A 13,953-nucleotide genomic window follows, 5' to 3' on the forward strand; every position below is an offset into this window, starting at 1 on the left:
ACGACTACATCCGCTGGTACAACGAGAAGCGGATCAAGATCTCTCTTGGCTCCCTCAGCCCTATCGAATACCGGGTGAGCCTTGGACTTGCGGCATAAAACCAGTCCAAGTTTTTATCCGCACCCCCAGCTGGTCAGTTTTGGAGTGGCACCAACAGCCAAGACTCGAAGCGTCGAATGGGGGTGTGCGCGCGTGTACTCGCCCAACCGGGGAATCAGCCATTTCGCCGCCAGCGTGGGGGTCACGCTGACAGTCAGGTTCTCTGGCTCCGGGCGCAGACTCTCCGTTGCATCGGCAAGCATGTCAAAGGCTCGACGCACATTTGCCGCATACCGATGCCCATTCTGGGTCAAAGCCAGCCCTCGGGGCAGTCGTTCAAACAGCCTCAGGCCCAATTCAGTCTCAAGCGCACGGATCTGCTGCGCTACGGCGCCCTGCGTCACGCCCAACTCCAGCCCCGCCAGGCGAAAGTTGAGGTGCCGACTTGCTGCTTCGAAAGCACGCAGCGCATTGAGGGAGGGAAGTCGGCGATACTGGCGTTCCATGGGTGTAGATTTTCTACTGTTTACGGGCAAAAAGCATCCGGTCACAAGACCCCAAAAAATCGCCTAGATAGCCAAAAATAACCTCTTTGGATGATCTAAGAGGAACATATGGCTGCAGAAAAAAAGGTGGCTGTCGTCACCACGGGTGCATCGGGTGTGGGTATGGCAGTCGCAAGAAAGCTGGTGGAAGACGGCTTTCAGATCGGCATGCTCTCTGCCACTGCAGAGGGAGAGTCGTTGGCGGCAGAGCTGGGCGGAATCGGAGTCAACGGGTCCAACACCGCGCTGGAAGATCTGCACCGTTTGGTGGAGCGGGTGATGGCGCGTTGGGGACGAATCGATGTTTTGGTGAACAGCGCTGGCCACAGTCCCCAGGCGCCGCTGCTGGACCTCTCAGACGAGCGATGGTTATCGGGAATGAATACCCATTTGACGAATGTCATTCGACCTTCCCGGCTGGTGGTGCCCATCATGCAGCAGCAGCGAAATGGTTCAATCATCAACATCTCGTCGGCTTGGCCTGTGGCGCCGAGCGCGCTGTTTCCAGCTTCATCAATGATGAGAGCCGGCTTGAGCTCGTTCACGCGCATCTTTGTCGACAGCTTCTCCCATCACAACGTGCGCATGAACAACATCCTTCCTGGCTGGGTGGACGACGGCTCCGAATGGGAGGAGATGCGGTCCGGGATTCCCTTGCAGCGCTATGGCAAGGTGGAAGAGGTGGCAGCCACTGCAGCATTCTTGGCGTCCCAAGGTGCCGCTTACATCACGGGGCAGACGCTGTGGGTCGATGGAGGGTTGATGCCCTCGCATTGACGTAACGCGGGCCATTCCACCTGACGACTCCCGCTGGCTGCAGGTCCTGCCGCTGGATGGCTTCGGTGTCAAAGCCTGGGGGCAATTCTCATCGGTATGACCGGGAAGCTTGGCGTTGTACCGCTGCATTTCTCTGGCTGCTTGCCTCTACAGCCAATTGAATTTCTTCTCGGAACATCTGCTGCAACTGTGCGTGAAGATCGCTCACCGGCCCTGCGCGCTGGTACAGAGCCAGCGTCAGCGCTGGAAGAGCGGGCAGTTTCCATTCGAGGCGATCCAGACAACACACCGCCCTCGGAAGGCCCAGGGGTGTGCGCACCGACACTCCCAGGCCTGCAGACACGCCGGCCCATAGGCCGCTCAAGTTGGGACTCGTCATCGTCACGACCCAGGGGATGCGCGCTTTGTCGAGTGCCGCCACCGCTGCTGTGCGGAACCGGCAGGCATCCTCGTAGACCACCAGCGGAACCTCCGTGCCGAGCTGCGGAAACACTTCTGGTAACGCGGACCCAACCCATGCCATGGGTATCTTGGCGATCACCTCCTTGCGCAACGCTGGAACCTGCTCTCCCCAGGCCAACGCAAAGTCCAGGTCGCCATCCGTGACGGCGCGCAGCAGTTGCGCGTTGCGCCCCACTCGGGTCTGCAGCCGAACTCGTGGATGGGCTCGTGCAAAACGGCCCAGTGCGCGTGGCAGCAGCTCTTCGCAGAAGTCATGCTGGATGCCCACGCGCACCACGCCCTCGGCGCACATGTCATGCACCGCGCTCATTGCCTCATCGTGAAGTGCCAGCAGCCTCTTTGCGTAGTCAAACAGCACTTGGCCTGCCTGCGTGAGGGCGAGACCGCGGCCGTCCTTTCGCAGCAGCACCGTGCCGGCCGATGCTTCCAGCCGACGAAGCTGCGTACTTAGCGCCGATGTCGACCGCCCAAGCTGATCCGCAGCACGTGCGTAGCTGCCCAGTTCGATGCCGGCCACAAATCCACGCAACACATCGAGGTCGAAAGAAGCAGCCAAGACAGTTCCAAAGAATTAAACAATCCAAGAATTTTATTCAATTGTCGGGATGATCATGTTCCCCCAAAAATATCGATTTGAGGAGATTCCATGCGCATCAAGAGAACTGCGGGGCTATTGGATCCCCCGAAATCGCATTGGCCCGCATTCCATCGCTGGCGCGTGTTGGCTATCGGGTTCGCTGCGAATGCTGCCTTCTCCGCAGCGATCTCTGGACTGCCGGCCGCTGCGGTGTTGATGCGCCAGGGCTACCAGTTGAGTACCGCGCAGTTGGGCATTGCACTCAGTGCCATAGGGCTGGGTATTGCGTTGAGCGAGTTACCTTGGGGGATGGTCACGGACAGGCTGGGTGATCGCACGATTCTGCTGGCCGGCCTGACGCTAACCAGCTTGGTGCTGGCTGCTTTGGCACTGCTGGTGTCGCCGGGGATCGCTGGTGTGCCGAGCTATCCCGCACTCGTTGCTGGCATGGCACTGCTGGGCCTGGCTGGCGGCAGCCTGAACGGGTCGAGCGGCCGGGCGGTCATGGGATGGTTCACTGATGCCGACAGGGGGCTGGCCATGAGCATCCGGCAGACTGCGCTGCCTGTTGGTGGCGCCATCGGCGCGCTGCTTCTGCCCGCAATCGTCTCTCGCCACGGGTTTGGGCCGGCTTATGTGCTGCTGTCTTCGATGTGCCTCATGACTGCCGCATTTGCCTGGGTCTGGCTGCATGAGGCGCCTGCAAGCACCTCCGCACCATCTGGTGGTCCGGGTGGGCGCTCTTCGCTGCTACGAGATGGAACGCTCTGGAGGTTCGTATTTGGCATCGGGGCTCTCTGTGTTCCGCAGATCGCCCTCTTGAGTTTCATTGCCGTCTTTTTGCATGACGTGGCGGGTCTCGGCCTCGTGGGGACTACGGCCGCAATGGTGGCCTACCAGTGTGGCTCTGCGGTGGCGCGCGTGGGGGCCGGATACTGGACCGACCGTCGCAGGAACCGCCGGGCATTCCTGCGCGGCTGCGCCGTGCTTTCAGTCGTCAGCCTGGCGACTCTGGCCCTTGCTACGTGGTTATCTGGCTCTGCGCTATTGACAGCACCGGGCCTACTCTGGGGGATCGCCGTGGTTGGTGGTGTGGTTACTTCTTGCTGGCATGGTGTGGCGTTCACCGAACTGGCTGTATTGGCCGGCCCGTTGCGTGTGGGGACTGCACTGGGGTTGGGAAATACCTTCGCCTTCGGCGCGTACTTCCTGACCCCTTTGTTGGTAACTGCAGTGTTGCAGGACGGTAACTGGGTTTGGGCGTGGGGCAGTGTGGCGATGATCACTGCTGTGTCACTGTGCCTGCTACCTTCGGTCAGAGCTGCTCACTAAGGCCAAGAGCGGGAGTCTGGACCAGGGTTCGGTCCGGATCGCCATAGACGTCTCGCGGCTATTGCATGGGTTGCTTTGCGACATCAAGTACCGCCGCCCCCAATTCCAGAGGCACCACGATGGCCTGATGGAAAAGACGGGGCGACCCGCTCGCTGCCACAGCGATGGCGGAATGTCGCGCTTTTCCAGGTTGGAGCTTAGGCAAGAGGTCAACACACAAGGGCATATTGATTGTCGGCCCTTGAAACAAAGTACGCACTTGGCAGCGGAGCGTGAGCGACTCAAATCGCTGCGTAGCTGGCGTACCGAAGAGAAGTAGCCAGAGTCATTGCTGCCCTGACGTAGGGAACAGCAGACCCTATGTGGTCCATCTAAACGCCTGGAAATTTAACGTTCTTGGCCCGACAAGTGACGGAAGACAGCTATGGCAGGTGCTACGGCACGTGAGATGAACATGGCAGCCGAAGACACTGCGTATAGGCGCACCGTAAGGTTGAGTCGCATGGGGGCGACAAACAAAGGTTCAAGGCACCGCATCGAGTACATGTGATTGAATCTGAGGCAACGCGCCGAAGCGTGCGCACAGGCGTTACACCCCCGATCTCCCAATGTTTACTCGCCGTCTTGCCCTGCGCACTTTTCTGACACTTGCACTGTTGGCGGTGTTGCTGCCCCTGGTACTTGCCAGCAGCAGTTTGTTTTATCGCTCTGCTACGGGTGCCATGGAAGAGTTCGCGCTGCAATTGGCTGACGAGGTGTCAGGCAGGGTCCGCGAAAAGGTGGTCTCCTTCTTTGACGTGCCGCTGCGCGTAGTGGCTTTCAATGTCGAGCAAGTGCGCGCCGGATACCTGATGGTTCAGCAACCTGACGTATTGATGCGCCAGTTCATGCTGCAGATCGACCAGCAACCCCAACTGACCTTCATATCCATGGGCATGCCTGATGGTCAGTACTACGCCGGCAGCCGTCCCCCTTTGGGGGAGGACCGCGCTTTGCGCATGCTGCGCGCACGGATCAGTGATGGCCGGGCCATGGAGGTTTTGCGTATCGACGCCGTGAGTCGCGAGCCAACGCTGATTTCCCGCAGCGAGGTGGGCTTTGATGCACGTACCCGTCCGTGGTACCAGTCAGCGATTGCCAATGATGGGGTCGCGTGGTACGCGCCTTATCGCTACATGATCAACGATGCGCAAGGCGCATATGCCGCAATTGGTATGGGGATTTCAGCTCCGGTCCGCTTACGCGATGGCAGTTTGATCGGGGTGGTCACCGCCGATGTGGCGCTGTCCCAGCTCAACGAGTTTCTGGCCGCGCTGGCCTCCGAGTCCGGGGGCAGGGCCTTTCTGGCCGAGGCCTCGGGAGAACTGCTTGCAATGTCCTCGCACGATCCGTCTGCAGGTGTATCGGCTTTGGTGGATGGGCAGCGTGTGCGCATCGATCAAAGCCACGACCCCGTGATGCGTGCGTTGGGTCAGCACATCCTGCAGAGCGGTCAACGCGAGGGAAACCGATTCATGGATGTGGACGGCGTGCGCCACCTGGCGCGTTGGTGGACGCATGCGCTGGATCGCGGCCCTGTGCTGACGATGGCGATCATCCTGCCTGAGAGCCGCTTCAACACGCCGTTGCGGGGAGTGCTACGCAACACGATCTACACCACGCTGGCCGTCTTGCTGGCTTCAGTGCTGTTTTCGGTGTTCGTGGCCAGCCGGTTGGTGAGACCCTTGCAGGTACTCAGTGACTGGGCAGTCAGACTGACCCAGTCCGACTGGAATGCCCAGGCGCCGAAATCCAGCCCTATTCGCGAGTTACGGTCTCTGGCGGATTCCATGGGCTACATGGCAGGGCATTTGAAGGAGCATGCCGAAGATCTGGAGCAAATGGTCGCGCAACGCACCCAGGAGTTGGAGAGTGCTGTGGCCTCCATTGAGCAGACGCTGACCGACCAGCGCCATTTCATCGCCATGCTGTCCCACGAGGTACGTTCTCCACTGGCGGTGATCAACACCGCTGGGCAGTTGCTTGCGCTGCGCTCCAAGGATGTGCCTGCGCAGCTGGCGTTGGCGCAGCGCATCCTGAGGGGCTCGGCGCGATTGAGCTACTTCTTTGACAACTGCCTGACCCAGGACCGCATTGATAGCCACAACTTTGCGGTAGAGCCAGTACCCGTTGACGTGGGGGAGTTATGCCTGTGGGTAACGGAAAACGGTGGCCAGCTGTCTGCCGAGCACCCGCTGTACCTGACGGTGGAACCCGGGTTGCCATCATTGAATGGCGACCCCGTGCTGTTGCGCGTGATGCTCATGAACGTGCTTTCGAACGCATTCAAGTATTCCGAGGTGGGTGCAACGGTGTCTTTTAGCGTGCATCAGCATGAGGGCCAGTGCCGTTTTGTCATTGAGGACGAAGGCCCTGGCATTCCGCTGGAAGAGCAAACGCTGGTGTTTGAGAAGTACCGCCGCGGCCGTACGGCAGAGGGCAAACCCGGTGCCGGACTGGGGCTGGCTTTGGTAAAACGGATCGTTGACTTGCATGGTGGGGCTGTCCAGCTACAGGCCGTCCAACCCCAAGGCACTCGCTTTGTGATCGACATCCCGTTGAACGTGACACCGGTGGCCTGAATGTTGCATTCCGGACAGGTGCCGGAGGTATTCGCAACATGACCCAATCCAAGCCCAGCATTGCTATCGTAGAGGACGACTCCGATCAACTGCACAGCATCGAGGAGTTCTTGCTCGACTCGGGCTACAGCGTTTGGGGTGCGGGTAGCGCCGAGGCGTTTTACAAAGGTTTCACCGTTCAGCCGGTCGATGTGGTTCTTTTGGACCTGGGGCTTCCCGGTGAGGATGGCCTCAGCGTGGCGTCGCTACTCAAGTCCAGACCCGAGGTGGGGGTGATCATCCTCAGCGCCCGAGATTCACTTGACGATCGTCTGGCAGGAATGCGTGCTGGGGCAGATCGTTACCTGGTCAAGCCGGTCAACCTGCTGGAGTTGGCCGCCAATATTGACGCTACAGCGAGCCGACTTGCCCCCAGGACAGCCATAGACCCCGCAGGATCGCTGGTTGCTGCGGCCATACCTGTCGCAAAGGCGGCGTGCTGGGTGCTGGCCATGAAGGACTGGGTACTGTCATCGCCGCAGGGCAAGTGTCTGCAACTGACGACCCACGAGTTCATGTTCTTGCAGCAACTCCTGCGAGCGGATGGTCAGCCCGTGCCCAAGCGCGACCTCAGCACTCACCTGTTTGGTGCTCGTGCCCAAAACGGGGCTGAACGGCTCAACTTGCTTCTCACGAGGCTGCGCAAAAAGGCAGCGGAAGCGTTTTCTGAACCTCTGCCGGTCAAGACGCTGCACCAGATTGGCTACGCCTTTACAGCCTCAGCACAGCTCGTGCAGGACACTCAACGGCTGCATTGACACTCCCGTGATCATCTTGAAGCGGCGCTAAACCAGACGGGGAGCGCGCCGCGGCTTGGCCGCGCCAGCAACGAAAGCGTGCTGGGTTAACCCTGTGCTTGCATGAATCCAAATGAAAGATTTGGAAAGATCAGGAAGGTGGTTTCTTGGACACCATGGCGGTGGCAACTCTTGATCTCCCACTTCTACTCACTGGAGTCCTCCATGCAACGTCGTCATCTTCTGCAAGTCTCGGCACTGAGTGCGCTGTCCGCCTCTATCGGCCTGACCCGCAGCGCCTTTGCGCAGGCCCCTGGCGCCATTCAGTTTTGCTGTCCGGTACCGATGTCCGGTCCTTTTGCGGCCAACGGAAAGTTCGCTGACATGGGGATGCGACTGGCCATTGAGCAATATGGCAAAGCCCTCAATCGTCCGCTGGCCTACACACTCCTGGACACGGAAGGTAAGCCCGCTACAGCCGTGCGCAAGGTGCAGGAGGCAGCCCAGCAGCAAGGTGCTCGATTCTTCGCGGGCGGCATCCTTTCGGGCGAGGCCCTGGCCATGGGCAAGGAGGCCGAGAAGGCTGGCGGCCTGTTTGTGACCACGGCTGGGGCCGATGAAATCACTGGGTCGGACTGCAATGCTGCGACCTTCCGTTGGTCGGTACCCACTTTCGGCGCCGTCGAGCAGACGGTGCGCCCGCTGATCGATTCCATGCCTAAGGCCAAGCGCTGGTACACCATCACACCGCAGTACGTGTTTGGCGATGGCCTGCTGTCCGCGGCCAAGAACATCTTCAAGGAAAAGGGTATCGAGCATGTGGGTAACAGTTACCACTCGCTGACCGAGAAGGAGTTCAGCGGCTACATCACCAATGCTCTGGCCGCAAAGCCCGATGTCCTGCTGCTGCTGAACTTTGGCGCACAATGTGCCGACATGCTCCGCCAGGCCGTGAGCTTTGGTATGCACAAGAACATGACGATCCTGGTGGCCTGGGCCTCTGGTTTGGAGCAGTTCGAATCGCTGGGCGCTGACCTGTGCGACGGTATCTACTTTGGTGCCCAGTACTGGCACACGGTGGATTCCGAACTCAACCGCGATCTTGTCAAACGCACCAATGACAAGCTCAAGATGAACCCCAACTACAGCCTGGCGGGCTCCTATATCTGCACAAAGCTGCTGATCGACGGAATCATCAAGGCCGGGTCCGTGGAGCAAAAAGCCGTGATCGCCGCACTGGAGGGCCACAAATACCAGGGTCTGACCGGTGAGGAGGAGGTGCGAAAGGCGGACCACCAGGTGCTCAAGAACTACTACCTGCTTAAGGGCAAGGCCAAGTCCAAGATGAAGAACAAGGACGACTACGTGGACGTGCTCAGTTCGGGCAAGTCGTTCCTGCCCATCGACCAGACGGGCTGCAAGCGCGCCTGACCCTCGCGGCGTCCGCCGGGCTGGGCATAGCCCCATGCGCGCGCTGTGGCCGCCCCTTTTTTGAGAACCCCAGCGGCACCGACAGGATGCGGCTGGTGGTCGTTCGGCCGAGCACTTTATGAACATTTACCTTCTACAGGTCATCAATGGAATCGGCATTGGCATGCTGTATTTCCTGTTGGCGGTGGGCCTGTCCATTGTTTTTGGTTTGCTGCGATTCGTGAACTTCGCGCATGGGGCGTTCTACCTGATCGGAGCGTATTTTTGCTACCAGATGACGCGATGGGGCATGAGCTTCTGGTTGGCTCTGGTAGTTGTGCCGCTGGTGGTGGGGGCGATTGGCTGGGCCACGGAAAAGCTGGTCCTGCGGCACGTGTATGCCTCGGACCATGAGTTTCACATCCTCGTGACGGTGGGTCTGGCACTCGCAGTCCAGGAGCTGGTGATCCTGCAATGGGGCCCACTGGGTGACAGCGTGGCGGTTCCCGACGCGCTGCAGGGAGTAGTGATGTGGGGCAGTTTCATCTACCCGAAGTACCGCCTGTTCGTGATCAGCTTCACTTCGGTGCTGGCAGTGCTGCTGTGGTGGGTTCTTGAGGGCACGCGACTCGGTAGCGCTGTGCGAGCAGGCAGCGAGTCGACCGAGATGGTCTCGCTGCTCGGCATCAATGTGCTGCGTATTTTCAGCCTGGTATTTGGTTTGGGTGCAGCCACCGCTGCACTGGCCGGCGTGCTCGCATCCCCCATTCGTGGAGCAGAACCCTTCATGGGCATTGAAGCCCTGGCGGTAGCCTTTGTTGTGGTGGTAGTGGGGGGGCTGGGCAGTTTCAGTGGCGCACTACTGGGCGGATTGATGATCGGCATTGTGCAAAGCGTCATGAGCACGCTATGGCCAGAAGGGGCCCGCCTGATGATCTATGTGGCCATGGCGGCGGTGCTGCTACTGCGTCCCCACGGCCTGCTGGGCCGCAAGGAGTGAACCCCATGAAGAAATACACGCATTTCCTGTTTGCAGCAGTGGTGGTGGTGGCCATGCCGTTGCTGATGCAGTCGGGCTCCTTGGCTAGCGAGGTACTCATCTTTGCGCTGGCGGCCATGGGTTGCAATCTGCTGCTCGGCTTCACCGGCTTGCTTTCGTTCGGGCAGGGCATTTTCTTTGGTCTGGGCAGTTACACCGTTGCCTTGCTACTCACCCGCTGGCCTGTTCCCATGCCGCTTGCGTTGCTGCTCGCCACAGTCATGGGAGCGCTCGGGGCGGCCGTGGTGGGCTGGGTGGCCATTCGCCAGCGTGGCACCTACTTTGTGATGCTGACCTTGGCCTTTGCGCAGATGTTCTATTTCATTGCCTATACGGCTACCGGCTTGACGGGGGGAGACAACGGGTTGATGGATATCCCTCGTCCCAATGTGTCCATCCTGGGCTTTGACCTGTGGACGTTGGCGTCGCCCTGGCAGTTCTATGGTTTTGTTTCGCTGATTTTTCTGGTGGTGTTCTGGCTACTGCTCAAGGTGTCACGCTCGACATTCGGGCGAACTTTGCTGGCAGTGCGAGACAACGAAGAGCGTGCGGCTGCCATTGGCTACAACCTCAGGCTGCTCAAGCTGCAGGCGTTTGTGATCTCGGGTGCTGTCACCGGTCTCGCGGGGGCGCTGCATGCCATGATGACCGGCCTGGCTCCGCTGTCCAACGCGGAGTACCACACCAGTGAAATGATCCTGGTGATGACCGTTATTGGCGGGACGGGCAACCTGTTTGCCTCGCTGCTGGGATCAGCGTTCTACCTGCTGCTGGCCGACTGGCTGTCTCAACTGTGGCCGCGTTGGCTTTTGCTGCTGGGCATTGCATTGATGGCCGTGAGCCTCTGGATGCAGCGCGGGCTGTGGGGCCTGGGTGAAACGGTCTGGAATCGGCTGCAAGGTCATCGCAAGCAGTCGGCTGACACGGTGGTGACGCCATCGGCAGCTGCAGTTCCTGCGAAAGGAGAACAGGCATGAGCCCAAAGACCCCGATCTTGTTGGAAGCCATTGATGTCGAGAAGCACTATGGCAAGTTTGCAGCGCTGGGCGGTGTAAGTCTCCAGGTGCGTGCGAATACCGTGCATTCGGTGATTGGCCCCAACGGTGCTGGCAAGACCACGTTGTTCCACATGCTCACCGGCACCAAGGCAGTCAGTGGAGGCCGGATTCTTTTTGATGGGCAGGATGTCACGCATGAGCCAGACCATCGGCGGGTGCAGCGAGGCATTGCGCGTTCATTCCAGGTGACCAGTCTGTTCTTGAGCTTGCCGGTGCGTGAGAACCTGCGCCTTGGCGCACAAGGCGTACAGCCTGCACGCGCCCTGAATCCTTGGCACGAACCGGTAGGGGCGCGTGCGCAGTCGCAGGTGGTTGACGCCGTTCTGTCCAAGGTGGGACTGGAGAACCTCGCAGACACCCCCGCTGGCAATCTTTCGCATGGCCAGCAGCGCCGGCTGGAAGTGGGCATGGCCCTGGCTGCACGGCCCAAGGCCATTTTCCTGGATGAGCCCACTTCGGGCATGGGCATCGATGACCTGGACGACATGAAGCGCTTGATCAAGAGCCTGCGCGACGAACACACGGTGGTCTTGATCGAGCACAACATGAACATCGTGATGGATATCTCGGACACCGTGACGGTGATGCAGCTGGGGCGTGTGCTGGCCGAAGGCATGCCACACGACATACGCAGCGACGAAAGGGTGCGGACTGCGTACTTGGGCAACATGATCACAGGGGGCAAGGCATGATTCTCGATGTTGACAACCTGCATGCCCACTACGGCAAAAGCCATGTGCTTCAGGGTGTGTGTTTCACGGTGGGTAACGGCGAACTGATCACCCTGCTGGGGCGCAACGGCGCAGGCAAGACCACCACACTCAAGAGCATTGCCGGGGTAGTCGCTCCCACGCAGGGCCGTGTGGCATTTGCCGGCAAACCGCTGCAGGGTCAGGCTTCGCATGTGATCGCCCGGCAGGGGGTGTGTCTGGTACCAGAGCACCGGGGCATCTTCAAGCTGCTGACCGTGGAAGAGAACCTGATGCTGGGCCTGCGAAAAAGCTCACCCTGGCAACTGGACGACGTGTACCGCATTTTCCCCAGGCTCAAGGAGCGCAAGCGCAACGGCGGTGGGCAGCTCTCCGGCGGCGAGCAGCAGATGCTAGCGATCGGCCGCGCGCTGATGAACGACCCCAAGTTGCTCATGTTGGACGAGCCCGTGGAGGGGCTGGCCCCCGTGATCGTGGAGGAAATCGTGGCCCAGCTCAAGACCATCAAGGCCGCAGGCGTTGCCATCTTGCTGGTGGAGCAGAACCTGGAGGTCTGCACGCAACTGGCCGACCGCCATTGCATCCTGGAACAAGGACGCATCGTCTACACAGCCGACAACGCAAGCTTTCTTGCCGACGAAGAGGTCAAAGACCGCTATCTGGGCGTGGGCTTGGCCTGAGCTGTGGCCCATCCCGCATTGAATCCCGAAGGGCGTTTCATGAAGTTTCTGATTGCTCGTCTTAACCACGAGACCAATACCTTTTCTCCAGTGCCCACGCCCTTGAAGGCGTTTGCGCCGGAGTACGACGCGGCAGCCTTCCATGCCAACTTCGGCATGCGAACGGCGATGGCGGCTTTCATTGATGCAGCAAAGCGGGTAGGAGCGCAGTGCGTGACGCCCGTCTCCGCCACGGCAAACCCCAGCGGACCGGTAGATGCCGACGCCTACCGCCAGTTGACGGACCGCATCGTCGCCGCAGCGGTGGGTTGCGATGCCATCCTGCTCGATTTGCATGGCGCGATGGTGGCGCAGAACACACCGGACGGGGAAGGAGACCTGCTTGCCCGGGTGAGGGCGGCTGCGCCTGGCGTTCCGTTGGGCGTAGCTCTGGACCTCCACGGCAACATCACGCAGAAGATGGTCGATAACGCCGATGTGATGGTCGGGTTCAAGACCTACCCGCATGTGGACATGTACGAGGCGGGCGAGCACGCGGCACGTCTCGTATTGCAGATGTTGCAGCAAGGCACGCGCTATGCCGTGCGCTGGCGACAGTTGCCGCTGCTCAGTCACACCCTGCGCAGCACGACCTTGGGCGGCGCTATGGCCGCCGCCGTGTCCTCGGCGCGGCAGGCCGAAGGGGAGGGTGTGCCGGCCATGACCATCTTTGCGGGCTTCTCCTTGGCCGACATCGCCGCACCATGCGTGAGCGTGGTGGCCACGGCGGAATGTACTGCCGAGGGTGAAGCGCTGTGCGCCGCTGCGCTGGACCGCGTGGCTGCCCAGATCTGGGCGGAACGTGAAGGCTACGTGTATGCCAGCGAGCCCTTGGCCGAAGCCTTCGTTCGGGCGCAGCGCATGGCCGAAGGGGTGGGCAAGCCCGTACTGCTGCTGGATCACAGCGACAACTGCATGTCCGGAGGAACCTGCGACACCATGGATGTACTGCAGGCCGCCTGGCAGCATGGCCTGACTGGTATCGCCACGGGGCCGCTGTCTGATCCGGAGGCCGTTGAGCAGCTCGTGGCGGCCGGTGTGGGCGCGCAGGTGTCGGTGCGCCTGGGCAACAAGGTGCCGCTGGCTCGGCTGGGCATTGTCAAAGAGCCCGTGCTGGTGCAGGGCACAGTGCGTGCCATCAGCGACGGCAGCTACACCGTGACGGGCCCGATATACACCGGCCAGCGCTGCTCCATGGGGCGTGCCGTCTGGCTGGATGCCGGCGGCACGCAGATCGTGGTGGTGGAGCAGCCGCACGAACCGTGGGATCTGGGCGTTTTTTCTTGTGTGGGCCTGAACCCCACGGCATATCGTTACCTGCTGCTCAAGTCGCGCATGTACTGCCGACCGGTCTTCGTGCCGCTCTCTGCTGGATTGGTGGAGTGCGATAGCCCCGGCGTGACCAGCTCGGACTACCAGCTGTTCCCGTTCGAAAACCTGCGCCAGCCCGTCTACCCGTTGGGCGACGTGCTCACATATCCCTGACTGAGCTATATCTCTGGAGCTTCTATGGACACCAAAGTCAAACCCGACATCGAAAACCTGCGCATCAACGGCGAACGCCTGTGGGATTCGCTGATGGAGCTGGCGCAGATCGGCGCCACCCCCAAGGGCGGCGTGTGCCGCTTGACCCTCACCGACCTGGACAAGCAGGGCCGCGACCTCGTCACCCGCTGGGCGCGCGAAGCGGGCATGACGGTCACCATCGACAAGATCGGCAACGGCTTCATGCGCCGCCCCGGGCGCAACAACAACCTGCCGCCCATCATGACCGGCAGCCACATCGACACCCAGCCCACCGGCGGCAAGTTCGATGGCAACTACGGCGTGCTCGCCGGCATCGAAGTCGTGCGCACGCTCAACGACCACGGCATCGAGACCGAGGCAC

Annotated in this window: 12 protein-coding genes and 2 pseudogenes; 12 read left to right on the forward strand and 2 right to left on the reverse strand. The window is 60.6% G+C overall.

What is annotated here, in order from left to right; all coding sequences use genetic code 11:
* Positions 1 to 98 (forward strand): IS3 family transposase (locus tag IB236_RS23980; RefSeq protein WP_156358536.1); only part of this gene is annotated, 98 nt, incomplete at its 5' end.
* Positions 99 to 155: 57 nt separating this feature from the next.
* On the opposite strand, the pseudogene IB236_RS24535 reads toward IB236_RS23980, so the two are convergent.
* Positions 156 to 545, reverse strand: a pseudogene (locus tag IB236_RS24535) (LysR family transcriptional regulator); the annotation flags it as partial.
* Positions 546 to 653: 108 nt separating this feature from the next.
* Between IB236_RS24535 and IB236_RS23990 the strand changes: the two are divergent.
* Entirely contained in the window at positions 654 to 1,361 is a 708-nt protein-coding gene (locus IB236_RS23990; RefSeq protein ID WP_192422460.1) for an SDR family oxidoreductase, read from the forward strand.
* A gap of 88 nt (positions 1,362 to 1,449) precedes the next feature.
* Here IB236_RS23990 and IB236_RS23995 read toward each other — a convergent pair whose 3' ends face one another.
* Positions 1,450 to 2,379, reverse strand: coding sequence for a LysR substrate-binding domain-containing protein (locus IB236_RS23995; RefSeq protein WP_192422461.1), 930 nt, complete (start codon positions 2,377 to 2,379; stop codon positions 1,450 to 1,452).
* 90 nt (positions 2,380 to 2,469) lie between these two features.
* On the opposite strand from IB236_RS23995, the gene IB236_RS24000 reads away from it, so the two are divergent.
* The 10 genes and pseudogenes from IB236_RS24000 to IB236_RS24045 all read left to right on the forward strand — a co-directional run.
* Positions 2,470 to 3,732, forward strand: coding sequence for an MFS transporter (locus tag IB236_RS24000; protein WP_192422462.1), 1,263 nt, complete (start codon positions 2,470 to 2,472; stop codon positions 3,730 to 3,732).
* A 608-nt stretch (positions 3,733 to 4,340) separates the two neighbouring features.
* Complete coding sequence (locus tag IB236_RS24005; RefSeq protein ID WP_082564905.1) at positions 4,341 to 6,353, forward strand: ATP-binding protein; 2,013 nt, start codon at positions 4,341 to 4,343, stop codon at positions 6,351 to 6,353.
* A 38-nt stretch (positions 6,354 to 6,391) separates the two neighbouring features.
* Entirely contained in the window at positions 6,392 to 7,150 is a 759-nt protein-coding gene (locus IB236_RS24010) for a response regulator transcription factor (protein ID WP_056743889.1), read from the forward strand.
* 204 nt (positions 7,151 to 7,354) lie between these two features.
* On the forward strand, positions 7,355 to 8,560 hold the full coding sequence (locus tag IB236_RS24015) for an ABC transporter substrate-binding protein (protein WP_192422463.1): 1,206 nt from the start codon (positions 7,355 to 7,357) through the stop codon (positions 8,558 to 8,560).
* A 118-nt stretch (positions 8,561 to 8,678) separates the two neighbouring features.
* The gene (locus IB236_RS24020) at positions 8,679 to 9,539 is read left to right on the forward strand and encodes a branched-chain amino acid ABC transporter permease (protein ID WP_056743891.1); all 861 of its coding nucleotides are present in this window, start codon (positions 8,679 to 8,681) and stop codon (positions 9,537 to 9,539) included.
* Between the two features lie 5 nt (positions 9,540 to 9,544).
* Positions 9,545 to 10,555 (forward strand): branched-chain amino acid ABC transporter permease, encoded by a 1,011-nt coding sequence (locus tag IB236_RS24025; RefSeq protein ID WP_056743892.1) that lies wholly within the window; start codon positions 9,545 to 9,547, stop codon positions 10,553 to 10,555.
* Positions 10,552 to 11,328: an ABC transporter ATP-binding protein gene (locus IB236_RS24030; RefSeq protein ID WP_056743894.1), complete on the forward strand. Its 777-nt coding sequence runs from the start codon at positions 10,552 to 10,554 to the stop codon at positions 11,326 to 11,328. Before IB236_RS24025 ends, IB236_RS24030 begins: the two co-directional genes overlap by 4 nt.
* On the forward strand, positions 11,325 to 12,026 hold the full coding sequence (locus IB236_RS24035; RefSeq protein ID WP_192422464.1) for an ABC transporter ATP-binding protein: 702 nt from the start codon (positions 11,325 to 11,327) through the stop codon (positions 12,024 to 12,026). Before IB236_RS24030 ends, IB236_RS24035 begins: the two co-directional genes overlap by 4 nt.
* Positions 12,027 to 12,065: 39 nt before the next feature.
* Positions 12,066 to 13,550 (forward strand): M81 family metallopeptidase, encoded by a 1,485-nt coding sequence (locus IB236_RS24040; protein WP_056743898.1) that lies wholly within the window; start codon positions 12,066 to 12,068, stop codon positions 13,548 to 13,550.
* A 24-nt stretch (positions 13,551 to 13,574) separates the two neighbouring features.
* Positions 13,575 to 13,953: pseudogene (locus tag IB236_RS24045) on the forward strand (Zn-dependent hydrolase); the annotation flags it as partial.

Source organism: Acidovorax sp. ACV02, from assembly GCF_014851475.1.
Lineage (GTDB): Bacteria > Pseudomonadota > Gammaproteobacteria > Burkholderiales > Burkholderiaceae_C > Acidovorax > Acidovorax delafieldii.